This window comes from Neorhizobium turbinariae, assembly GCF_023223505.1.
Taxonomy (GTDB): domain Bacteria; phylum Pseudomonadota; class Alphaproteobacteria; order Rhizobiales; family Rhizobiaceae; genus Neorhizobium; species Neorhizobium turbinariae.
This window is the reverse complement of the sequence record NZ_JALPRY010000007.1, coordinates 243,484-266,882: the sequence shown is the minus strand read 5'-3', so window position 1 is coordinate 266,882 and position 23,399 is coordinate 243,484. Positions and strand designations below refer to the sequence as shown.

Here is a 23,399-nt window from a genome sequence, read left to right as displayed (position 1 = left end):
CGCCTCGGCGAACGTTCGGATGCCGCTAGCGCGCGCTGGCGGCCGTCCTCTTCTCGAACACCAGCAGAACCATGCTCGAGGCGACAATTAGCGCCGCCCCAAGAAAGACGTAAGGTGCCGGGATTTCGGCCCAGATCGCGTAACCATAGACGAACGCCCATATGAGGCCGGTATATTCTACCGGTGCGAGGGCTGATGCCGGGGCGTGACGGAAGCCTTCGTAGAGAAGGTACTGGCCGATCGTCGCGACCACGCCGAGCCCGATCATCAGCATCCAGCCTGTGGCATCGGGTGTTTTCCATATCCACGGGAATGACGCAGCGCAGGCGATGGCGAACAGCAGGCTTGTGGCGAACATCTGGACCAGCGTCGTTTCCGTCTTGCTGACCAGGCGGACAAGCACGGTGCTCCAGGCCCAGCAGAAGCCGGCCGCGACGCACATCGCCGCCGGCAGCAGGTTCGGGGAATGAGTCGGGTTCGCGGCAACAAGCACGCCGATGAAGCCACCGACACAGGCAATCCACCGACCGGCCCCGACCTTTTCCTTGAGAACGACGATCGACAGCAGGACAACGAGAACCGGAGCTGAGAAATAGAGCGTCGTCAGCTCCGCAAGGCCGAGATATTTGGCCGCGTTATAGAAAAGCAGCCAAGCCATGAGCAGCAGCGCCGCACGGAAGACAAGCGTTCCCCGGTGCTGGCTTTTCATGACCGATGGATGGCGGAAATGCCTGGCCAGGACGCCCGTGACAATCACGATGATCATGCTGCGCATGAACAGGATTTGCGGCACCTCGTAGGAGGCGACCAGCAGTTTCACGATCGCGTCCTGCAGTGCGAAGCAGGCATATCCCGCAGATGCAAGTCCGATACCCAGGAAGGTCCGGTCCGCGGTTGCCATCGTCATTTTGCCCTGCGACTCACTTGATCAAGTTTAGCTTCGGTGTAAAACCATGCCGTCGCCGGAGCAATGCAGCTTCAACATAGCTGCACTGCCCAGGAAATGTTTTCCTTCCGCCCATAAAGCGAGCATAAGGCCCGCAGCAGATGCACCACGCGGCTTCCCTTCCAGTTCCGCGTATCTGCTGTTCCCCTCTGGAGGTCCATGACCTTCACCCTTCATGGGCTCCGGATTTCCGTGAGCCCATTTTTTTTGGCAGGTCATGAACAACAAGACCCTCGGCTACCTCTACGTGCTCATCGCGATCGGCATATTCGCCGGGCAGGACGCGTTCTCGAAAATATTGGGCGAGAAATATCCGCCGATCATGGTGACCATGATCCGGTTCTGGGCCTTCGCGTTCTTCGTGACCATCCTCGCGGCAGCAGCGCCTGGAGGTCTTCGCGCCGCGGTGAAGACGCAGCGCCCGTTGCTTCAGGTGCTGCGGGGCGTACTGCTGGTCACCGAGGTTGTTGTGGTGGTCATCTCCTTTACGACGGCCGGCCTTGGGATGAGCCAGGCGATCATGCAGGTGACGCCACTGATGGTGACCGTGCTGTCCATTCCCCTGCTCGGCGAGCAGGTCGGCTGGAGGCGCAGCCTCGCGGTCATCGTCGGCTTGCTCGGCGTGATGGTGATCCTCAATCCCCTCAACGTCCACTTCGACCTTCGCCTCCTCATCCCGCTCGGGGCAAGCTTTCTTTACGCGCTCTACAACATCGCGACGCGTGCTGTCGGCAGCCGCGACACAGCGGTCACCAGCGTGTTCTACGCAGGCGTTGTGGGCGCTCTGACTGCCTCCTTCATCGGGCCTTTCTACTGGACGCCGATCGCTATGGAGGATTGGCCGGCGATGGCCGCGCTTTGCATCTGCGGCGCGACGAGCCACTACTTCCTGATCAAGGCCTATGGCCACCTGACGACAGTCGAAGTGCAGCCGGTGACTTACCTTCAGCTCGTGCTGAGCGTCGCGCTGGCATCGCTCTTCTTCAACGAAACCCTGACGACGAACATGATCGTCGGCGCCGTTATCGTGGTCGGAGCGGGATTGTTCACGGTGTGGCGCGAACATCGCCGCGGCATAGCAGAGCGGCACGCCGACGCCGCAACTGAATAAGGACTGGCGCCGCTGCTAGGGGTGCATCTTCGCACCCTTGGTGATCTTATCGACGATCTTCCGGTCTGACCTGAGTGCCAAGCCCACCAGCTTCGCGTCATCGGGTGAGAACCGTGAAAACACCTCCCGGTTCGCGGCATCATGACCCGTCGAGAACATTTCCTCGATATATGCCGACGTGGTGACATTGCGCTCCAGCGCGCGCTTCTGGATCGTACGCAAGGTTTCCTGGTCCGCCGCCAGCACCACCATGGGCTGGATCGTCATCGGGTTATAGACATTCCCTTGCAAGTCCCGATACTCTTCGCCGATGATCGTCGGGTTCTGGGCAGTGATCCCGCTCGTCAGGAAGGCGACGACGTTCAGCTTCTGCCACATGGCGAGATCCTCACGCACCACAATCGCGATCTTGGTGTCAAACATGCAAAGCAGCTCCTTCTTCGATGATCCGCGAAGCACCGATCTAACGGCTATCGAACCCGACGGTCTTGAACGTTCGTGCGTCATGTCCATCCGGCAGGGACTGCGCGTCGGCGCAAAACGGAGGACAATGGAGAGGATGGAGGCGCGTTTTCATGGCAACGGTTTCCTGCCGCACCGGCACGATACCTATGCCCTCGGTCTGACCATGCATGGAGTGCAGACGTTCCGGTACCGCGGCAGACCGCGCTTCAGCCAGCCCGGCAATGTCATCGTCCTGCATCCGGACGAAGTTCACGATGGTGCAGCAGGAACCGATGTTGGTCTGATCTATCGGATGATCTACCTGCCGCCGACCTTGGTGGCCGAAGCTTTCGATCATCGTACGGCCCTTCCGTTCGTTGCGGACCCCGTCGTCAGCGACCCGGCGCTTCGCCACGCGCTTTCGGATCTGCTCGTCGATCTTGATGAGCAGCCGGACGATCTTCTGATCGACGACGCGCTTGCTCGCATCGCAGCAGCACTTGGGCGGCAGGCAGGCGTTGTTCGGGAAAAGGTGCAGCCGGTAGCACGACTCGCCGTGCTGGCAGCGCGCGATTACCTAGACGTGCAGGTAGCGAGCAACGTGACCTCGGAAGACCTGGAAAGGGTGACGCAACTTGATCGCTACGAGCTTGCCCGGCACTTCCGCCGGCTACTCGGCACAAGCCCGCACCGCTACCTCGTGATGCGTCGGCTCGACCACGGGAAGGAAATGCTGGTCTCAGGCAGCAGCCTTGCCGAAGCGGCACTGGGCAGCGGGTTTTCCGACCAAGCGCATTTTAGCCGGCACTTCCGCAACGCGTTCGGCTTGCCGCCTGGGCGCTGGCTGAATCTGCAGCGCAATGTTTAGACCAAAGAGGTTCCGTCAGGCGATCGCCAGATGGGATGCTGCCATATCCGCCACCGCCGTGAATGGAACAATCCCAAGCGCCTGCTCCCCGATATCCGGCCCCGTCACCAATACCGGCACCCTCTCGCGGGTATGGTCGGTGCCTGGCCATGTCGGGTCGTTGCCATGGTCGGCGGTAATGATGAGGAGATCGCCCTTTCGCAAACGCCGTGTCAGTTCCGGCAGGCGCGCATCGAAGGTCTCAAGGGCGCGGGCATAACCGGAGACATTACGGCGGTGGCCCCACAGGCTGTCAAACTCGATGAAATTGGCGAAGACGAGGTCGCCCGGCGCAGCCTTCTGCGTCCACTCAAGAAGATGGTCGAACAAGGCCATGTCGTCCTTGCCCTTGGAGACGTCCGTGATGCTCTTCATGGCGAAGATGTCGCCGATCTTGCCCACCGCATGCACAGCGCCACCGGCGGCAACGACCCTGTCGCAGATGGTTCCATCCGGCGGCGCGATGGCAACATCCTTGCGGTTTGCGGTGCGGACGAATTCACCAGGCGCCTGCCCCACGAACGGTCGGGCAATGATGCGGCCGACGTTCAGCTGGTGGAAGATGTCCGCGGCGATCCGGCAGGTTTCCAGCAGCCGGTCGAGACCGAAATGCGTCTCGTGTGCCGCGATCTGCACGACGCTGTCGGCGGAGGTATAAACAATCGGCTTGCCGGTCGCGATGTGCTCCAGCCCGAACGCGTCGATGACTTCAGTTCCCGACGCATGGTTGTTGGCAAGCGTGCCGGGAAGGCCGGCGCGGAACATCAATTCTGCCATCAGATCGGCAGGGAATGTCGGTTCGGCCCGCGGAAAATAATGCCAGTCACGCGCCACCGGGACGCCGGAAAGTTCCCAGTGTCCGGACTGCGTGTCCTTGCCGGCCGATATTTCCTGTGCCGCACCCCAGCGGCCGGACGGAGCGGCAGTGAGACCGGGCGCGACCATGCCGGAGGCAAGTGTGATCGCCGCGCCCAGCCCCAAAGCATCGAGGTTCGGGAGTCTCAGTGGCCCGCTTCGACCGTCTTCCGCGCGGCCTGCAGCGCAGGCTTCGGCTATATGAAAGAGCGTGTTGGCCCCTTCGTCACCGTAGCGTGCCGCATCGGGTGCACCACCGCAACCGACGGAATCAAGGACACAGAGAAAGACCCTCGCCATCGGCTCGAACCTCAGGAGAGCTGGAACCGGCCAAGCGAGCGCCGGCGCACGAACTCGATGATCTCGTAGAAGGCCCAGCCGATCAGCGACAGCAGCATGACCATGCCGATGACGACGGCGGTGTCGCTGTTCTCCTGGCCGGAGGACAGAAGGTAGCCGATGCCCTCGTTGGCGCCGATCAGTTCGCCAATGACCGCCGCGGTCATGGCAAGCGTCGTGGCAACAGCCATGCCGGCCAGCACTGACGGCAAGGCAGACGGCAGTTCGATGTGCCGGAAACGCTGCCAGGGACTGAGCTTCAGAACAGAGGCAAGGTCGCGGAAGCTCCCCTCCCCGTAGCGCAGGCCTGTGACCATGCCCTGCATGACGGGGAAGAAGGTGACAATCCCGATCAGTACGATCTTCGGCGTGGGGCCGATGCCGAGCCAGAGTAACAGCAGCGGCGCGATCGCGATTTTCGGAGCGGTCTGCAGAAGCAGGATGAGCGGCGTGGCTAAGCGTTCGACGCGAGGCAGGCGCGCGAAAACGACGCCGGCGAAAATGCCGGCGGCGGTTCCGGACACGAAACCAGCGACGATTTCCGAGAGCGTGACCCAGATGTGCCGGGTCAGCTTGGCGTTTTCAAACAGAAACGCGACGCGATCATACACCTCAACAGGTCCCGGCAGGAGAAAGGCCGGAACATTGAAGATGAAGACGATCGCCGTCCAGAGGACGAGGGTCGCGATCATACCCGCTAAGCCACGCAGGATCATGCTTACTGACCGATGGTCGACGGATCGACGACGAAGTCCTCAGCCTTCGGCGCGCTGTCGATGACCTTGTACTGCGCCAGAATGTCGGCGTTCTTCTGCCAGGCGGCGAAGTCAGCAGCACCGAGACCCTTTTCCTTGGTGAGCGGGCTCTGCCAGACCGATGATACGAAGGTCTGTTCGAAAGCGGTCGTCAGGATCGGCATCTGGTCCTTCGGCCAAGTCGGCGTGTACTTCGTCAGCGCGATGTCGAGCGCCTCCGGGATATGGCCGTCGATGACCCATTCGTAAGACTGAGTAACGGCGGTGGTGAATCGCTTCACGACGTCAGCGTTCTCAGCAAGCTTCTTGTCGCTGGTGACGACGACGTTGCCGAAGGATGGCAGGAAGTCGTTCGACAGGATCATCGTGACCTTGGTGCCGTCAGCTTCGAGGTTGTACTTGCGCAGTTCCGAGAAGACGATAGCGTCGACCTGGCCAGCCTGCAGCGACTGGACGATTGCACCGGTGGCAACGACTTCGACGGTGACATCATCGAGCGTCAGGCCAGCCTGCTGCAGGCCAACCTGCAACTGAAGGTAGTTCGGGCTTGCGAGGCTGGTGACGGCGACCTTCTTACCCTTCAGGTCCTTGTACGACTTGATGCCGCTTTCTTCCTTGGCCAGCAGTGCGCCAATACCGCGCTGGTAGGTGGTGTGAACGACCTTGACCGGCAGGCCGTTTGCAGCGGCGGCCACAACTGCATCACCGTTGGGGAAGCCGAAGTCGACGTTGCCGGCAGCGATGTTGGTCAGGATGTCGGCCGCAGCCGCATAGATGAACTCGACTTCGATCCCGTTCTTCTCGAAGATGCCGTTTTCAACGCCAGCGTAGAGCGGCGCGTAGAACGGAGCGGCAGCGCCGTCGATCTGCAACACGACCTTGTCGGCGGCTTCAGCGGCCATGGCGAACAGCGATGAGGTGAGCAGGGCAGCGAGGCTCGCTGCCGTCTTCACGCGAAACTGGATCATGATTTACTCCTGAGTTCCCATTCTGTGGAGGAAAAGGCCCTTCCTGCGATGCGCAGAAGGTTTCGCTGGGTGGCCTCATAGTCATCGAGCCAGTCATCGGTGGCGCGGTTTCCATGGACACCAAGTAGGCAACCAGTCTCAAGGCCGATCGCCCGGCCAACGGTCATGGTGATCTCGCTTTCCATCTCGACGCCGATGGCGCCTTGAGCCTGGAAGCGATCGATGAAATTGCCGGAGAGATCCTGACCGTCATCACCGGAGCGGTAACGACGGTCCTGGCCAAAATAGTAGCTGTCCGTCGAGGCAACCATGCCCGGGCGGCAGGTGAGCCCGAGTTGTGCGGCCGCACCAACCAGACCGTTGACGATGCGGGGTGACGCTGTCGCCTCACCGCCCGCGGCACGATAGGTGCGGGCCGTGCCGGTGTCGCCGATGGCCCGATCTACCGCCACAAAAGAGCCGGTTGCATATTCCGGCACGAGCGACGACATGCCGCCAATGCGCACCACGCGCTTGGCGCCGAGCATGGCGAGTTCCACCAGGGCGATTTCGGTGGACGGGCCGCCGATGCCGGTGGAGCAGATCGTCAGCCGTACGCCTTCATAGGTCCCGGTGATGACGGCGAACTCGCGCTTTCGGCCGAAATCCGTCACGTCCTCCAGCATGTCGGCGAGAAGCCGCACGCGATCCGGATCGCCGGGGGTGAGCACATTCTTGGCAATATCGCCGGGCCCGCAGGGCAGATGCGGCGGACGACCGTTCTTCCAGGGAAAGGCAGCGCTCGTCATTTCTTCGCTCCCTTCCAGGAAAGCAGCCGGTTTTCCAGGATCGTCAGGACAACATGCATGGCCAGCCCAACCAAGACGGTCACCAGCACAGCCGCGAACAGCAGCGGCGTCTTGTAGGTCGCACCCGCAAAGGTCATCATGTAACCGAGACCGAACTTGCCGGACATCCACTCGGCAAGCACGGCACCCACAAGCGCCTGCACGGCGCCAATCTTCAGCCCGACAAAGATCTCCGGCATGGCAGACGGCAGTTCGATCTGCCGGAAGCGCTGGATGTTGCTCAAGCCCAATAGCTTCGCGAGATCCTTCATCTTGGGATCAAGCGCGCGGAAGCCGGCGATCGCTCCGATGAAAACCGGGAAGAAGACCAGCGAGAAGATCAGGATGACCTTTGAAAGGACGCCGAAGCCGAACCAGACGATGAAAAGTGGCGCGAGCGCGATCTTCGGCGCGGTCTGCAGTATCACCAATGGGCCATCAAGCCACACGGCGAGCTTCGGAAAGCGCGTCATCAGGAAGGCAAGTGCAACACCTGCGACGCAGCCGAGCGCCAGGCCGAGAACGATGTTCTGCAGCGTGAAGCCGAGATGCAGCCAGAGCTCGCCGGAGGCGGCTATGCCTGCCAACGCATTCCAGGTCCGCAGAGGTGACGGCAGAAGGTAGGTGGGCATTGCCATCGGTCCCGTTGCAAACCACCAGGCACCGAGCAGAACAGCGAGAGCCAGCGCGTAATCCACCCACGCAGTGAGGCGCCTCGCCATCAGTGCGCCTCCCCGCTCGTGGCGGAATGTGGATCGCGCAGATCGCGGCGAAGTTGAGCGACGAGTGCGTGGTACGCAGGATCAAGCTTGGTGTCCTCGCCACGCGGACGTGCGAGATCGACCTTGTGGACACATTTCAGCTTGCCCGGGCGCGCAGTCATCACCATCACGCGGTCGGCAAGATAAGCGGCCTCGTCCACGCTGTGGGTCACGAGCAGGATCGTCTTGCCGGTCGACTGCCAGATCCGGAGCAACTCGTCATTCAGCGTGTCACGGGTCAGAAGATCAACTGCGGAGAACGGTTCATCCATCAGCAGGATCGGCGGATCGTCGGACAGAGAACGCGCAATGGCCGCGCGCTGGCGCATGCCGCCCGAGAGCTGGCGCGGCAAGGCTTTTTCGAAGCCTTCAAGCCCTACCATCTTGATGAGGTCGAGCGCGATCTTGTCAGCTTCGGCGCGGCTGACACCGGCGGTGTCGAGCGGGAACCGGACGTTTTCGAGGATGGTTTTCCACGGCAGAAGCACCGGCTCCTGGAAGACGAAGCCGACCGGGCGCTTTCGGCCAGCCGTATCAAGCGTGATGGTGCCGCCGGTCGCCTGATCGAGGCCTGAGATGAGACGCAGAAGGGTGGATTTGCCGCAGCCGGATGGACCGACAATCGAGATGAACTCGCCTTCCTTGATGGTGATGGTAACCGGCTCGAGCGCCGTCACCGTCCCGTGGTCCGCGACGAATGTCTTGTGAACACCCGCAATATCGATCATCCGCTCCGACTGCGCCACCCGCAAACTCCGTGTACCAAGATCGGGAAAAGCACGCGCCGGGAACAACGTCCCCTCGCCTGCAGCCAGCCCGCCTGAGAAAGACCGCACGCTTCCATAAATTGATCAAACGCGCAAGCGCAAATCTCAAAGATGAGATTTGTATCACAGCTTATCGTACTTCCAGATCCATTACGCGGAAGCGTGCCGGTGAAGAATCGTCTTCTCGATAAAGTCTGCGGCCTGATCGCCCTTAAGGCTGCGCCGCCACAACTGGTCAGTTATGCTGCCATACAGCTGCACCGCCTCAGCGGCCGCCGTGATGGTTGCGACGCCGACTCGGATATTGGCGAAGGAGCCTAGCCGGAAGGGGCTGACGGCGACCTGCGCCTTATCCGCACGCTTGAACACCTGGAAACTTGCGCCCGGCATCGAGTCGATCACCACGCCGATCTGAATGCCGATCGGCTGCTCGCGCAGCATGCAAACGATGTTGGTGATTTCCGCACGCGCCGCCGCACGCCGCTCGGCGAGACTAACGTCTGGCGGATTATGCGCGCCGATGAAGCCGACGCGACAGAAATCTTCCAGTTCAGCCGCTGAAACAAGGCTGACGATATTGGGCCTGCGGCGTCGGAATGTGTCCTTCCGGGTCTTGAGGATCTCCATCAGCGCGTCGATCTCGCGAACCGCCGCCTTTCGATCCGCCACATCTTGCGGGATGCTTTCGTCAAAGACGGTCGGCAGAAGCTCGTCATATCGTTCAGTCGTGAGCAGATAGGAGATCGGGCCAAACATGACGGTGATCTGGTCGACATCCTCCTCCAGCTGCCGCATGCGTTCGAAAAAGCTGATCGCGGAGGCGATATACTCAACCCCGACGCCAAGCAGTGTTGGCAGCGAGACGCCGAGCAGATCCGCAATCTTACCGAGCGTATCCACCTTCGCCGGCTTGCCGGATTCATAACGGTAGATCGCGGCGCGCGAGATACCGGCCTTGGCGGCAAGTTCCTCCGGGGTGAGCCCCGCCCCCATCCGAAAAGCGCGGAGACGACGCCCGACATCCTCTGTGGAGCTTGCGAAATCCAAAGCGATTCCTCCGTCACTTGGTCGTTAAATCTTCGGTTCAATAAGCAAAATCGCGATCCTTCGCAAGGAAAGTATCTTCGTTGCGATTTTTCTCATTTTTGAGAATCGTCTTGACACATGCTGCATCTGGAAAATAGGCTTTGTTTTTGAACGCAGGGAGCCCCCTATGACGTCCGATCGCCTTTTCGCCCGACGCTGAGATAGCAGCGGCTGCACGCGCGGACGGGACCAAAGCCCGTCCCCATTGCCCCAATTCCGAAACAAGACATGCCTCCAACAGCCGGTCGACGCCCGGCTTGGATCTTCGTTCTCTTTTTCCTGGATTCCTCTCATGCAAGCCAGTTCTGGCGTCATTCCTGATTCCGCTTCCCTGATGAGCCCTCGGCAACCTTCAATCCACGAGGTGGAGACAGAGGTGAAAAGCCACCAGTGGGTGAATGGCGAGTATCGCCTGCTTGAGTTGTCGGCACCTGCGTCCGTTCTCGACTGCCAGCCCGGCCAGTTTTTCCATCTCCTTTGCCCGACCAGCAAGCTTTCCCAACCGTTCTTCCGCCGGCCGATGAGCATTTATTCCTTCGACAAAGCCGCAGGCGAACTGTGCTTCCTTTATAAGGTTGCCGGTATCGGCACCGCAGCCCTGGCTGAACTCGTGCCAGGGAATTTCCTCAACATCGTCGGCCCACTCGGCCGCGGGTTTGAGCTCTGCCCAGAGTGGCAACGACCGCTGCTTGTTGCTCGCGGTGTCGGGCTTGCGACACTGGCACCACTCGCACGTCAGTGCGCCGAACGCGGCCTGTCTCTCACAGCCATCTGCAGCGCCCGTTCGCGGGAACTGCTGATGTCAGCGGACCTCTTCCGCTCCTACGGCGCCAAAGTCATCACTGTGACAGATGCGGAAGGCAACTCCGGGGCCGGTAACCTTGCTGCCTTGATCGAAAACCTTGTCCGCGAGCGCGGCATCGATGCCTTCTTCACCTGCGGCTCCGCCCGGCTGATGCGGATGTTGCAGCAGATCGGTGCTCGCTACGGGATTGGCGGGCAGGTCGCGCTCGAGCAGCAGATGGCCTGCGGCATCGGCATGTGCCAGGCCTGCGTGCGGCCCTTCCGTCGCGAGAGCGGCGCGGTCAACCTGCGCGTCTGCCGCGAAGGCCCTGTTTTCAATCTGCAGGAGGTTCTTTGATGGCTGACCTTACGACCACGATCGGCTCACTGACCTTGAAGAACCCGATCATGCCTGCGTCGGGCACGTTCTCCGAGGAACTCTCTGAAGTCTTCGATCTCGACTGCCTTGGCGCGCATGTGACGAAAACCATCACCCGCGGCAAACGCGCCGGCAACCCCATCCCGCGCGTCTGCGAAGTGGATGGAGCGATGCTGAACTCGATCGGCATCCCGAGTAAGGGGGCGGATTGGTTCCTGAAGAACACCGTGCCCTTTTACGCGGCGTACAACGCCCCGCTGGTGGTCAGCATCTCCGCCAACACGGCTGACGAATTCGCGCGCTTCGCCGAAGAGGTCAGCGTGCCGGGTGTCGCGGCGATCGAGGTCAACATTTCCTGCCCGAACATCGAGGATGATGGGAAGGCATTTGCCATGCGCCCCGGCCCAACCGGCGAGGTGATCCGGAGGATGCGCTCCGCGACCAACCTGCCGCTCTGGGCCAAGCTGTCACCCAATACCGGCGACGTGGTGGAGGTGGCGCAAGCGGCAGAAGCAGCCGGTGCGGACGCACTCGTTACCGCCAACACCATGCTCGCCATTGCAATCGATGCCCGTACCGGCCGGGTGAAACTCGGTAACATCATGGGCGGGTTTTCGGGTCCCTCATTGAAGCCCATAACCTTGCGGATGGCCTACCAATGCGCCCGCGCCGTCGCCATTCCCGTGATCGGCTGCGGCGGCATCGCGACGATTGATGACGTGCTGGAGTACCTGATCGCTGGCGCCCGCGCCGTTCAGGTCGGCACGGCCACCTTCATCAGCCCCACCACCATGCCGCGCCTCGTTCGCGAACTCGACCACGCGCTTGAAGCGCGTGGGCTGGCATCTGTTGATGCGCTGGTCGGCACGGTCAAACACGCCGACGAGGCCATCAGCCTTGCGGAGTATGCCTGATGGGTGCCGCTGTCTTCCAGAAACCTTTGGCGTTCGACCTTGCCAATGGGGCTCGTCGCCTCTTCGCCGAAATCGCAGCGCGCACCGCGGATGTCGAAGGCGTCAGCCGCCCCGCCTTCTCCCCAGTCGAAACGGAAACGCTGCAGTTCCTGATGGATTACGCGCGGGCGGAAGGGCTTGCAGCCGAATGGGATGCCGGTCGCAATGTGACCTTCTCGCTACCGGAACATGCCCGGTCCAAACGTTATGTCCTCGTTGGGTCGCATGTCGACAGCGTGCCCCGCGGCGGCAATTTTGATGGGCTAGCCGGCGTTGTCTCGGGGCTGCTCTGCCTCGTCCGTGCTCGGCGCGAAGGCATCAGCTTTCCCGAACCGGTCAAAGTCATCGCCATGCGCGGGGAAGAAAGCGCCTGGTTCGGCCCCTGCTATATCGGCTCCAAGGCGCTGCTCGGCGTCCTCTCAGAGGAGGAGCTAGTCTCTCGCCACAAGGGCGATGGCCGGACGCTCTTTGAACACATGGAAGCAGCCGGCGTCGACATGACAGCCGTCCGGGCCGGCAGGGCGCTCCTCGACCGGGAGGCGATCACCACCTATGTCGAAGTTCATATCGAGCAAGGCCCGGTGCTGATCGAGCGCAACCTGCCGGCAGCGATCGTTTCCGGCATCCGCGGAAATTTCCGCTACAAGACCATTTCCTGCCTTGGTGAAGCCGGTCATTCCGGCGCAGTTCCCCTCGCTTATCGGCACGATCCTGTGCTGGCCATGGCGGAACTGCTGAATGTGCTGGATGCCGCATGGAATGACTTGGTGGCGAAAGGCTGCGATCTTGTTGTCACCAGCGGCATGGTTTCGACTGACCAGCAGAAACATGCGCTCTCCCGCATTCCGGATAGCGTCCACTTCAGCCTTGATGTCCGCAGCCAAGATCGCGAGACGCTGGAGACCATGCACGCGCTAATGCTGAAGCATGTGGCGCGCATTGAGCAGGAACGTGCGGTGCGCTTTGAACTAGGCACGCCTCTCAGAACCGAGCCTGCGCTCTGCGATCCGTCAGTCATTAATGAACTCTTGCAGGCCGCGGAAGCGGTGGGCGTCGAGCCTGCGCTTTTACCGTCCGGAGGCGGCCATGATGCGGCCGTCTTTGCGCAGGCCGGCGTTCTCGCCGGCATGATCTTCATTCGCAACCGAAACGGCTCGCACAACCCGCAGGAAGCGATGGAAATCGCCGATTTCGCCATCGCCACGACCGTCCTGCACCAGTTCCTGATGAACCCTGCCAAACGGTCGGGGAAGATTAATGCCCTCCGCCAGACAATGAAGGATCCCGATACCATGTTCAGGTCGATCACCGACATCATTCGCCAGAAGGGCAATGCAGCGCGGGCTTATCGCGCCGCCGCAACGGCGGCCCAGGAGGCCGCGCTGCGCGACAACGAGCGGGCCAGCGGTTATTTCCTGCTCGCGACCGCCGCCCAGGAAGTCGCTGATCTCCACTATGGCGAGCCTATCCATGCCGCAGTCTTCGACCAGGAACTGGCACGGCTTGAAGGGTATGCAACGATGCTCGATGCAGCCTTTGACAAATCCGAGCCGAACGAACGGCTGGCGGTGCTCAATCAGGTCGCTGCTGCTCTTGCCGCTGCCCGGGCAAGTGCCTGACGCACGTCATGCCCGGACGCGGTTCCGGGCATGACCAAGCTCTATCGGGTGGAGGTCGGCTCAAGCACCTGGACAACCAGTCCGCCCTCAACAGTGGCGATGTGGGCCGAGACACCATAAACCTGGGCTATCACGTCCGGCCGCAGGACCACTTCCGGCAACCCATCTGCGACGACCTCACCCTTGTTCAGGAGAATGAGCCGCGTGCACCGGCGCGCCGCAAGACCCAAGTCATGCATCGAAAGCACCACCGCACGCCCATCGTCCGCGAGGCTGCGGAATGTCTTCATAAGATTGACCTGGTGGAGCGGATCCAGTCCTGCGGCAGGCTCATCGGCCAGCAGCAGCGGCGTTTCCTGGGCAAGCGCCCTCGCAATCAGCACGCGGGCCTTTTCGCCGCCTGACAATGTGTCGACCGGCCGTGACGCGAGCCTTGCCACATCCATGCGCTCCATCGCTTGTACGACGGCACGTTGGTCCTCCGAGCTCAGCTTTGCTCCCCGACTCGTCCTGCGTGCGTCTCGTCCCAACGCGACGAGATCGGCGGCACTGATCGGCCAGGCGACATCATGCTCTTGCGGAACATAGGCGATGAGACCAGCCCGCTCGCGCCCGCGAAGACTGTTGATGGTTTTTCCCTGCACGAGGACCTTGCCTTCGAAGGGGAGCAGACCGCAAAGCGATCGCAAAAAGGTGGATTTGCCGGCGCCGTTGGGGCCAAGCAGGCCGACGACCTCGCCGGGTTCGATCCGACAGGCGATCTGCCCCAGAACAGAGCGGGTTCCCCGAAGAACCCGCTGCAGCGCGACCTCAAGCAAAGGCAATCCGGTCAAATCATCTGCCTCCTGCTGCGCCAGACGAGAGCTAGGAAGAAGGGCGCACCGATGACGGCCGTGACGACCCCAAGCTTCAGGCCACGCTCCGGAGCGACAAGGCGAACAAGAACATCGGCTGCCAGAATGAGTGCCGCACCACCGAGGCCACTGGCGAGCAACAGTCGAGAGGGCAGCGACCGGGTCAACGGCCGCAGGAGATGCGGCACGACAAGCCCGACAAAGCCGATCGAACCGGTTACGGAGGTAGCTGCGCCGACGGACGCCGCCGTGCCGAAGATTGCGAGGAACTGCACCTGGCGCAGATTGACGCCCATGCTGGCAGCCGTGTCACGACCAAGGGCCAGGGCATCGAGGCCCCGGCCGACGCCGAGAAGCATGGCCCAGCCGAGGATCATGGCAGGTGCGGCCAGCAGGACATGTTCAAAAGACCGATCCTCCAGCGACCCCAGCATCCAGAACATGATCTCGAGGGCGGCATAGGGATTGGGAGACAGATTAAGGACCAGCGATGTCATGGCGGTCGCGAAGGTCGAGACGGCGACGCCGGCAAGGATGATGGTGACGAAACTGCCCGAGGCACCGGCGAGAAACTGGACGACGAGGACCGACACCACGGCAGCGGCCAGTGCGGCAAGCGGCAACGCCAGCGGGAACAGGACGGAGAGCCCGGTATAGAGCGCCAGTACCGCCCCCAGCGAGGCGGAGGCGCTGACCCCAATCAGCCCCGGTTCGGCCAATGGGTTTCGCAGATAACCTTGGAGCACTGCACCCGAGAGGCCGAGCGTAAACCCGACCATCAGCCCGAGAAGGGCGCGCGGCAGGCGAATCTCGTGCATGATGAGCGCGATGGAGCCGGCGTCGTCAGACATCAGCGCCCGCAGGCTTTCCCACACCCCAAAACTGGCCGGCCCGCTGAAGAGCGACAGGAGGAAGGTCAATATGACCAGCAGGACGAGGCCGGTGATCAGCAGCCGATGGGAGAGGCATGGGTTCACGTTCCCTTGTCCCCCTCGGCTACCGCTCGCAAGATCCGCGCGGCTTCAAGTGTGACGGGACCACCGCAGATCGTCATCCGCGGCGGCACGGACACAGAGCGCCGGCTATTGATGAAATGCGCGAAAGCCGGATGCGCAAAGTTAGCCTGCGCCAGTGCCGGCTTTTCATAAGCGTGGTCACCCAGCACCACGACATCAGGCCCGGATAAAATCAGGCTCTCCAGGGGTAGATACGCCGTGCCGGACAGGCCGATCCTTTGCGCGGCGTTGGTCATTCCGGCAGCCGCGACAATCGCGTCAACAAGCGTGCCGCCCCCGGCAGTATAGCTGTTGGCGTAGTAGAAGGCGGCGCTCATGCCTGTCGGGGGCAGCGCCTCCAGGGCTGCAAGTTCCGCTTCGAACTTGCTTGCGAGGGCTTCAGCCTGCGTCTCTCGCTGGAGAACTTGCCCCATCCGCCTGATGTCCCGAGGGATGTCATCAAGCGAGCTCGCCGGAGGAAATTCCTCTACCGTTACGCCCAGTCCGCGAAGCAGGTCCACAGTGGAGCGGGTCGTGTAGCTACCGGCGAGCACGAGGTCTGGCTTCATCATGAAGACCTCTTCCGCCGAGCCATCGTTGAGACGGTACGCCCGGGCAGCCTCAGCCGTTGCGGAAACCGCGGGATCGGCTGCAAGATGCGAGACTGACAGCAATTGCCCAGGCTCCGCCACGAGCATAGCCAACTGATCCGTGCAGACGTTCAAAGACACAACGCGGCGAGGCTGGCTGAAGGCGGGTGTGCTGATGAGGCCAAGAACGGCAGCCACCAGCACAAAACGTCCGCTCTTCGAACTCCAAAATAGGTGGGGCATGCACATCATTCTTGCCAAGCTGCTCATCCCCCTACCCCTGTCTCAATCAGAATTGACGGGAGACGCTGAGACTAATGGTCCGACCGGGTGCTCGGAAGCCTTCGCGCGTTGAATAATCCTCATCGAACGCGTTCAGGACGGCAAGTTTCCACTGTGACTGCTCATCGACATCATAGGTGGCGGCGAAATCCATGGTCACGAAGTCTGGCAACTTCCTGGTGTTGCTTGCATCGATATAACGCGACGCAACGTAGAGCAGGTTGGCGGTAAGCGTGAGGCTCTCCGTAGGCGTATAGACGGCGCCGATCGAACCCTTGAACCGCTCCCGGTTGGGGATGTCATTGCCGGTATCTTCGTCCCGCGGCTGGCGAAGATCCAGGCTTCCGTTCACCGTCCAGCTCTCATTGATCCGGTGTGACATGGTCGCCTCGATCCCGGAGATGCGCGCACTTCCGATGTTGTATGGAAGATACGAGGCATCAAGAGCGATCGCCTCGGAGATCCAGGTCCGGTAGACGGCGACATCCAGACTTGTGTCCGGATCGATCTGCCATGCGAGGCCGGCTTCCACGGACTTGGAGCGCTCCGGCAAGAGGTTCGGGTTCGACCAACCGGGGTAATAGAGGTCATTGAAGGTCGGGGCGCGGAACCCCGTGCCAAAGGAGGCGCGCGCGCTTAGTCCTTCCATCAGTTCGTAGCGCGCGCCGAGATTGTAGGTGGTCGCTTCCCCGAACTGTTCATTATAGTCATGGCGAAGGCCAGCATCGACGTTGAACGATCCCATCGACAGCGCGTACTGCCCGAAGATGCCCGCGAGTGTGCGGTCCTCAACCGCGTAGCTCACGACATTGGTGTCAATCTGTTCGCGGTAGGCTTCTACCCCGCCGCTGAAGACGTGTTCGGCAAGATCCGTCTTGAGCGTTTTCTGGGTGGTCAACAAGACGCCAGAGCGCACGGTGCGATAGTCTTCGTGGCCCGGGACGCCATCGCGATGATTTCGTGCGTCGTCAATGGCGTTCGACACTTCGATGCGCGAGAACCAGTCATTCGTATGGTTGATCTGTGCGCCAACCTTGCCGGCAAATGTCACTGTGCGCGCTTCGTTGGAATCGGGGAAGGCATCGAACTCTGACATGCCGCGTGCGTAGAAACCGTCGGCATAAAGCCTGCCCCAATCGAAATCCTGTGACAAGCGAAGGTCGAAACTGCCTTGGCGGAAACCATCATCATCGGGCTCGTGTCCCCAGGAGGTCGGGCCGGTGAAGTCATACCCTCGCGTTCCCCGGCCGGTGATCCCGAACCCGTAGTTCAAGCCGCCCTCGGTCTTGCCGCGGGTTTCGACGCGGCCAGACGCACCCCACGGGTGCTCCACGCCGACCGTCACCGTCGAGCAGTGGTCCTTGCCGTCGGGGCAACCGGAACCATCCTTGGTGATGATATTGATGACGCCGCCGATGGCGTCGGATCCGTACTGCGCCGAATGCGCGCCATTGGCGATCTCGATGCGCGAGATGGACTCGAGCGGCACGTTGAAGATGGACGTGGTGCCGCTGGTGGCTGATGAGGCGCGCACCCCGTTGATGAGCACGAGCGTCTGGGTCGGTGAGACACCGCGCAGGGTTACCTCGGCATTCGAGCCGAACCCGCCAAACGTGGCGATGCTCACGCCGGGATACGAGCGTAGCAATGAGGCAAGATCCGATGCCGCACTGGCACGAATCTCGGCTTCGTCAATTACGGTGACAGAACTTGTCGCGGTGGCAATGTCCGCTTCCCGCCTCAGCGGCGCGGAAATCACGATGGGTTCAAGGACAGCCTCCTGCTCAACCTGCTGTCCATGGGCATTGCCACTAGTCATTATCATCACAGGTCCCAATAACGGGATTAGTTTGCGCATATCCGCTCCAACTCCATGCGCCGCAAAGCGCAGGTCCATCAAAGGTCGTGTCGGGGGACAGATGCAGAAACAGCCTGCACTTACCCCGCCACGGCAACGTTCATCGATCGTCACCGCAACGGTAGCCGCGCAGGAACACACCCCGTGTTCTTGCATGGGTGACTGAAATGGCAGGTCTCCTGACTTCCGCGTCATTGCTCCTCTTCCGCCTTCCCGGAGACGGATGTCTCCAGTGGCATTGTGGAAGAGGGCTCAGCGGTCACAGTTGCGGGGGCAGTCGTGGAATGGCCCAAGATGAGCATCACCACGTTCCCGTTTTAATCTGCCGAGGCAGAACCATCTCAAGATCTGGATACGTCGCATGGCCGGTGTCGTCAACCGACCTTGCGCCAGAGGGCACGGCGGATACCGCCGTACCGCATGTTGTTCACAGGGATGAGGACCTTTGGACACACCAACCTGTTGCGACCGGTATCACGCGACCGGGCCGTAAAGATCAGCGTAGCTGTTCCTAAGCACGTTCTTCTGCACCTTGCCCATCGTGTTGCGCGGTAGCTCATCCACGAAGATCACCCGCTTCGGCTGTTTGTAACGGGCCAGCCGGTCGCTCAGCCCGTCAAGGATGTCCTGTTCCTTGATGGTGGCACCGGGTTTGCGAACAACAACCGCGGTGACTCCTTCGCCAAAATCCGGATGCGCGACGCCGATGACGGCACTTTCCACGACACCATCCAACTGGTCGATTTCCGTCTCGACCTCCTTCGGATAGATGTTGTATCCGCCGGAGATGACGAGGTCCTTGCCCCGCCCCACGATGTGCACGTAGCCACGGTCGTCAATGATCCCGAGATCGCCGGTGATGAAGAAGCCATCGGGCCGAAACTCGGCTTGCGTCTTTTCCGGCATGCGCCAGTAGCCCTTGAAGACGTTGGGACCCTTCACCTCGATCATGCCTGTTTCGCCTTGGGGCAGTGCATTGCCGGAGGCCGGATCAGTGACGCGCAAGTCGACGCCGGGCAGCGGGAAGCCTACGGTCCCTGCGATGCGGTCCCCTTCGTAAGGGTTGGAGGTATTCATGTTGGTTTCGGTCATGCCGTAACGCTCAAGGATCGCGTGGCCGGTTTTCCCGAAGAAGGCACGGTGCGTTTCCGCCAAGAGCGGTGCAGATCCGGAGATGAAGAGTCGCATGTTCGCCGCGGCCTCGCGCGTCAAACCGGGATGTTGCAGCAACCTGACGTAGAAGGTGGGCACGCCCATCATCACGGTCGAGCTGCCCAACAGCCGGATGACCTCGTCCGGGTCGAACTTGGGCAGGAAATGCATCGACGCGCCCGACATCAGGATCACGTTGGTCGCGACAAAGAGGCCGTGGGTGTGGAAGATCGGTAGGGAGTGAATCAGTCGGTCCGATGAGGTGAAGCGCCAGAATTCCCGCAGCGTCAGGGCGTTGGACAGCAGGTTGTCGTGGCTGAGCATCGCGCCTTTCGAGCGGCCCGTGGTGCCCGAGGTATAAAGTATGGCGGCGAGATCATCCGACCCCCTCGCTACATCCTCGTAGTCGGTGGGTGCAGTGCGTGCCTGCTCGATCAGTGACCCTTCGCCAGCCTCATCAAGCGTTTCGACAGAAGCGCCTTTCGCGGCCGCAATCTCGGCAATACCTGCCCGATTACGCGGATCGCAGACGACCAGACTTGGTTCTGCGTCACCGACGAAATATTCGATCTCGTTCAGGGTGTAAGCCGTGTTGAGCGGCAGGTAGACGGCACCGGCCCGCACACATGCAAGGTACAGCATCAGCGCCGGGACGCTCTTCTCTACCTGAACTGCAACGCGGTCACCGGGACGAACGCCGAGGCTTTCAAGCGTTGCAGCAAGACGCGACGATTCCTCCAGCATTTCGCCGTAGGTCCAGACCCTTCCCTTGCTGTCCTCGACGAATGTTGCTGCCGGATCGGCTGCCGAACGGATGGCGTCAAAGAGGTGGTTGGTCATGGTCTAGGCTCCCCGGCATTGACTTGTTTTGTCTCATCAGCGGCTCCGATGGGAGCCAGCATTGTTGGAATCAAAGGACGGCTGCCTTTCTCGGCGGGAACGAGGCGCCGGATGGCCGGCGTGGTGACTACCTCGCCGCGCCCGACGAAGGCCTCGTGGTTGGCCTCGATCTCGTCCAGCTTGTAGAGGTAGTTGACCATCAATCCGTGGGCCTGGCGCATCGCACGCGGAGATCTGTCGCCCAGAACGTTGAGCCGTTCCAGCCGGGCGCCATTGCCAAGGTGGAAGCGGGCGACCGGGTCGATCGCCCGGCCCTTTGAATCGCGTGACCTGAGGAAATACCAAGCGGCCGCGGTTTTAAGTGGCGCCTCGAGCTGCTCCCTTGCCTGGCCATCGTTCTCCCAGCCGCGCTGGCCCAGAACGCCCAGCAGTTCCCTTGTCGTCTGTGACAAGACCTCGGAAGCCTCGTTGCGGCGCTCCCGCGCGAGCCAGCTTGCAAAACCTGGTACGGGCGACAGCGTCACGAAGGTCTGCAGCTTGGGATGATCACGCCGCAGGTCTTCCACCACCTGCTTGATGAGGAAGTTGCCGAACGAGACGCCCCTCAGCCCGTTCTGGCAGTTCGATATAGAATAGAAGACCGCGGTCGTCGCATCCTCGGCGCTCAAAACCGGCCGGTCCTCGCGCAAAAGCTCATCAATGTTTGACGGTATCTCGCGCGTCAGCGCCACCTCGACGAAGATAAGAGGGTCGTCCGACAACTGCGGATGGAAAAACGCAAAGCACCGTCGGTCATCCGGCTCGAGTCTGCGACGCAGTTCATCCCAGCCGCCGATGTCATGCACCGCCTCGTAGCGGATGATCTTTTCCAGGATGTTGGCTGGCGTCGACCAGTCGATCGGACGAAGCAGCAGGAAGCCCCGGTTGAACCAGGAGCCGAAAAGGTGGGCAAAGTCCGCGTCAACCGCGGCAAGATCCGGATCTTCCTCCCTCAGCCCCAGCAAAACCTCGCGCATGCGCACCAGCGTCCGGATCCCTTGCGGCGCCAGGTTGAGGCGCCGGATCAGTTCCTGCCGACGCGGCTCAGCAGCCAGATGCAGTTCCAGCAGGATCTCCGGATTGGGATTCGCCTTATAGGCGCTGATGGCGCGCTCCAGACGCTGTACGTCCGGGCCGAAACGCTCAAGCAGCATCACCATGAAATCGCGCTGCTGCTCGCGCGAAAAGCCTTGCCAGCGGTTAAGGATATCCTGGGCGAGCGCCATTCCGGACGCCTCGCCCCTGCTCGACAACAGCGTGTCGCAAAGCGCCGACACCGTGGCTATCGGATCATCCGTCTCCCGCGGCGCCAGCGAAAGGAAACGCCGGCCCTTGTCGGCAATCGCCTGAAGCATGTCGGAAAGCAGGAACGGAGCGCTGTTCATTGCACGACCCCCAGCATCTGGTTTGGAAGCCACGTTGCGATATCAGGGAATATGCACAGGATGATGATCGCTAGGAACATGACCAGGACGTAGGGCAGCGAGCCCCACAGGATGTCCTTTGTCGGCACGGTGGGCGCGATCGCGTTGATGACAAAGAGGTTGAGGCCGATGGGTGGCGTGATTAACCCCACTTCCATGTTGATCGTCAGCACGATCGCGAACCAATAGGGGTCGAAGCCGGCCTGTGTGACGATTGGGAATAACATAGGCGCGGTCATAACGATGACGGCCACCGGCGGCAGGAACATGCCGCAAACGAGCAGGAAGACGTTGATCACCGCGAGCAGCACCCAGCGGTTGACCTCCATGTCGGCGATCACGGCGGCGATGGACTGGGTGATGAAGAGCGAGGACAGGGCGAAGGCGAAGAGTTCTGCTGCCGCCATGATCATCATGATCATCACACTTTCGCGCATCGCCGAGGCAAAGATCCCGTTCACGGCGCTGAAGCGGAACAAGCGATAGGCGATGATGACCACCAGAAGCGTCAGCAGTGCGCCTGCGCCTGCCGCTTCAGAAGGTGTGGCGATGCCGCCGTAGAGCACATAGAGCGTGCCGGCGATGATCAGCAGGAATGGCAGGATGCGCGGCATGGCCGCCAGCCGCTCCTTCAACGTGTAGCGGACGGAGCGTGCGGCAAACTCATAACCTTTGCGCCGGCAGTCAATGATGGCCCAAGCCATGAACATGATCGTCAGCATGATGCCTGGGATGACGCCGGCCATGAACAGGCGGCCGATCGAGGTCTCCGTCGAGATGCCGTAGACAATCAGTGTCACCGACGGCGGGATAAGGATGCCGAGGGTGCCACCTGCCGCGATCGATCCGGTGGCGACCGAGTTAGGATAACCGCGTCGCAACATCTCCGGAATGCCCATCTTGCCGATGGCCGCGCAGGTTGCGGGCGACGAGCCGGTCATGCCGGAAAAGATAGCACAGGAGCCAATGTTCGAGAGCACGAGCCCGCCCGGCACGCGGTTCAGCCATCGGTCGAGCGAGGTATATAAGTCCGAGCCTGCCGGTGACGATGCCACGGCTGCCCCCATCAATACGAACATGGGGATAGAGACATAGGCAAGGTTGGCGATGCCGGAGAACATCGTGTCGCCGAGGATGTAGAAGATGTCGAACCCGTCCTGCAGGAAAAGCGCGGCAAAGGCTGCAAGCCCGAGTGCGAATGCGATCGGCATTCCTGTGGCGAGCAGAATGAACAGCAGTGAGATGAGCAGAAGTCCTGCTCCGGTCGCACTCATGAGCGGCGTCCTTCCATGGAATGCTCGGCCGCTGGCGTGGCGGGAAGCGGGAGATGCGATGATGGCAAGTCACTGACAGCAGCCGGCTCACGTCCGAGCCGCAGGAGCACGATGATCTGCGCGACATATTGCAGGCAAAGCAGAAGGAAGCCGAGTGGCAGGGCCGCCAGGGGAATCCAGAGCCGCGGCGCCCAGACGCTCGAATGCTTCCAGTTGCCTGTCCAGGCTTCCTCGAACTGCACCCAGGTCGCGGCGAGCATCACGATGCAGAAGATGAGGCCGAGGAAGGACCCGACGACCTTCAACCGCAAGCGATTCCGCTCGCTGAGCAACATCTCGATGACGTCAACGCCGACATGCCCGCCCTTGAGCAGGACATAAGGCGCGCCGAGAAAGATTGCCGCAGTTGCGGAAAAAACTACGAAATCCGTTTGCCAGATCGTCGGCAGCCGGAAAACGTAGCGCATCAGGATCATCTGGCAGACGACGAGCATGGCGATGATGATCAGTGCGGTCGCGATGATCGCAAACAGGCGCGACAGCCTGCCCACCCACAGGACATAGGCACTCAGCATGGAATGGTTCTCCGAG

At 61.4% G+C, this 23,399-nt stretch carries 22 protein-coding genes and 1 riboswitch; of the genes, 5 read left to right on the top strand and 17 right to left on the bottom strand.

Annotation, left to right across the window (positions count from 1 at the left end):
• Positions 1–25: 25 nt before the first annotated feature.
• A complete protein-coding gene (locus M0654_RS06370) occupies positions 26–907 on the bottom strand; it encodes a DMT family transporter (protein WP_248682321.1) in 882 nt (293 codons plus the stop codon).
• 256 nt (positions 908–1,163) lie between these two features.
• On the opposite strand from M0654_RS06370, the gene M0654_RS06365 reads away from it, so the two are divergent.
• The gene (locus M0654_RS06365; RefSeq protein WP_248682320.1) at positions 1,164–2,057 is read left to right on the top strand and encodes a DMT family transporter; all 894 of its coding nucleotides are present in this window, start codon (positions 1,164–1,166) and stop codon (positions 2,055–2,057) included.
• A 15-nt stretch (positions 2,058–2,072) separates the two neighbouring features.
• Here M0654_RS06365 and M0654_RS06360 read toward each other — a convergent pair whose 3' ends face one another.
• Positions 2,073–2,480 (bottom strand): DUF2000 family protein, encoded by a 408-nt coding sequence (locus M0654_RS06360; RefSeq protein ID WP_248682319.1) that lies wholly within the window; start codon positions 2,478–2,480, stop codon positions 2,073–2,075.
• Between the two features lie 127 nt (positions 2,481–2,607).
• Between M0654_RS06360 and M0654_RS06355 the strand changes: the two genes are divergently transcribed.
• The gene (locus M0654_RS06355; RefSeq protein ID WP_390919685.1) at positions 2,608–3,369 is read left to right on the top strand and encodes an AraC family transcriptional regulator; all 762 of its coding nucleotides are present in this window, start codon (positions 2,608–2,610) and stop codon (positions 3,367–3,369) included.
• A gap of 15 nt (positions 3,370–3,384) precedes the next feature.
• Here M0654_RS06355 and M0654_RS06350 read toward each other — a convergent pair whose 3' ends face one another.
• The 7 genes from M0654_RS06350 to M0654_RS06320 form a co-directional block, all read right to left on the bottom strand.
• Complete coding sequence (locus M0654_RS06350) at positions 3,385–4,563, bottom strand: phosphopentomutase (RefSeq protein ID WP_248682317.1); 1,179 nt, start codon at positions 4,561–4,563, stop codon at positions 3,385–3,387.
• 11 nt (positions 4,564–4,574) lie between these two features.
• A complete protein-coding gene (locus M0654_RS06345; RefSeq protein ID WP_248682316.1) occupies positions 4,575–5,294 on the bottom strand; it encodes an ABC transporter permease in 720 nt (239 codons plus the stop codon).
• A gap of 26 nt (positions 5,295–5,320) precedes the next feature.
• Positions 5,321–6,325 carry an ABC transporter substrate-binding protein gene (locus tag M0654_RS06340; protein WP_248682315.1) on the bottom strand — a complete coding sequence of 335 codons (1,005 nt, stop codon included), beginning with the start codon at positions 6,323–6,325 and terminating at the stop codon, positions 5,321–5,323.
• Complete coding sequence (locus M0654_RS06335) at positions 6,322–7,113, bottom strand: nucleoside phosphorylase (RefSeq protein ID WP_248682314.1); 792 nt, start codon at positions 7,111–7,113, stop codon at positions 6,322–6,324. The genes M0654_RS06340 and M0654_RS06335 overlap by 4 nt, the downstream gene beginning before the upstream one ends.
• Positions 7,110–7,874 (bottom strand): ABC transporter permease, encoded by a 765-nt coding sequence (locus M0654_RS06330; protein ID WP_248682313.1) that lies wholly within the window; start codon positions 7,872–7,874, stop codon positions 7,110–7,112. Before M0654_RS06330 ends, M0654_RS06335 begins: the two co-directional genes overlap by 4 nt.
• Positions 7,874–8,659, bottom strand: coding sequence for an ABC transporter ATP-binding protein (locus M0654_RS06325; protein ID WP_248682312.1), 786 nt, complete (start codon positions 8,657–8,659; stop codon positions 7,874–7,876). Before M0654_RS06325 ends, M0654_RS06330 begins: the two co-directional genes overlap by 1 nt.
• 171 nt (positions 8,660–8,830) lie before the next feature.
• Complete coding sequence (locus M0654_RS06320; RefSeq protein ID WP_248682311.1) at positions 8,831–9,727, bottom strand: helix-turn-helix domain-containing protein; 897 nt, start codon at positions 9,725–9,727, stop codon at positions 8,831–8,833.
• A 415-nt stretch (positions 9,728–10,142) separates the two neighbouring features.
• Here M0654_RS06320 and M0654_RS06315 point away from each other — a divergent pair, with 415 nt between their 5' ends.
• The 3 genes from M0654_RS06315 to M0654_RS06305 are packed head-to-tail and all read left to right on the top strand — an operon-like array spanning position 10,143 to position 13,500.
• Positions 10,143–10,907, top strand: coding sequence for a dihydroorotate dehydrogenase electron transfer subunit (locus tag M0654_RS06315; protein ID WP_248682310.1), 765 nt, complete (start codon positions 10,143–10,145; stop codon positions 10,905–10,907).
• Positions 10,907–11,842: a dihydroorotate dehydrogenase gene (locus tag M0654_RS06310; protein ID WP_248682309.1), complete on the top strand. Its 936-nt coding sequence runs from the start codon at positions 10,907–10,909 to the stop codon at positions 11,840–11,842. Before M0654_RS06315 ends, M0654_RS06310 begins: the two co-directional genes overlap by 1 nt.
• Positions 11,842–13,500, top strand: coding sequence for a hydantoinase/carbamoylase family amidase (locus M0654_RS06305; protein WP_248682308.1), 1,659 nt, complete (start codon positions 11,842–11,844; stop codon positions 13,498–13,500). Before M0654_RS06310 ends, M0654_RS06305 begins: the two co-directional genes overlap by 1 nt.
• A gap of 41 nt (positions 13,501–13,541) precedes the next feature.
• Here the strand turns inward: M0654_RS06305 and M0654_RS06300 are convergent, their stop codons facing one another.
• The 8 genes from M0654_RS06300 to M0654_RS06265 form a co-directional block, all read right to left on the bottom strand.
• Positions 13,542–14,333: an ABC transporter ATP-binding protein gene (locus M0654_RS06300; protein ID WP_248682307.1), complete on the bottom strand. Its 792-nt coding sequence runs from the start codon at positions 14,331–14,333 to the stop codon at positions 13,542–13,544.
• Complete coding sequence (locus M0654_RS06295; RefSeq protein WP_248682306.1) at positions 14,330–15,331, bottom strand: FecCD family ABC transporter permease; 1,002 nt, start codon at positions 15,329–15,331, stop codon at positions 14,330–14,332. Before M0654_RS06295 ends, M0654_RS06300 begins: the two co-directional genes overlap by 4 nt.
• Positions 15,328–16,182 (bottom strand): ABC transporter substrate-binding protein, encoded by an 855-nt coding sequence (locus M0654_RS06290; RefSeq protein WP_248682305.1) that lies wholly within the window; start codon positions 16,180–16,182, stop codon positions 15,328–15,330. The genes M0654_RS06295 and M0654_RS06290 overlap by 4 nt, the downstream gene beginning before the upstream one ends.
• Before the next feature lie 46 nt (positions 16,183–16,228).
• Positions 16,229–18,046: a TonB-dependent receptor domain-containing protein gene (locus tag M0654_RS06285; protein WP_248682304.1), complete on the bottom strand. Its 1,818-nt coding sequence runs from the start codon at positions 18,044–18,046 to the stop codon at positions 16,229–16,231.
• A 185-nt stretch (positions 18,047–18,231) separates the two neighbouring features.
• A riboswitch (cobalamin riboswitch) is annotated at positions 18,232–18,435 on the bottom strand.
• 118 nt (positions 18,436–18,553) lie between these two features.
• Positions 18,554–20,071: a malonate--CoA ligase gene (locus M0654_RS06280; RefSeq protein WP_248682303.1), complete on the bottom strand. Its 1,518-nt coding sequence runs from the start codon at positions 20,069–20,071 to the stop codon at positions 18,554–18,556.
• Entirely contained in the window at positions 20,068–21,495 is a 1,428-nt protein-coding gene (locus M0654_RS06275) for a malonyl-CoA decarboxylase (RefSeq protein WP_248682302.1), read from the bottom strand. Before M0654_RS06275 ends, M0654_RS06280 begins: the two co-directional genes overlap by 4 nt.
• Positions 21,492–22,808 (bottom strand): TRAP transporter large permease, encoded by a 1,317-nt coding sequence (locus M0654_RS06270; RefSeq protein WP_118852605.1) that lies wholly within the window; start codon positions 22,806–22,808, stop codon positions 21,492–21,494. Before M0654_RS06270 ends, M0654_RS06275 begins: the two co-directional genes overlap by 4 nt.
• Complete coding sequence (locus M0654_RS06265) at positions 22,805–23,383, bottom strand: TRAP transporter small permease subunit (protein ID WP_248682301.1); 579 nt, start codon at positions 23,381–23,383, stop codon at positions 22,805–22,807. Before M0654_RS06265 ends, M0654_RS06270 begins: the two co-directional genes overlap by 4 nt.
• Positions 23,384–23,399 lie beyond the last annotated feature (16 nt).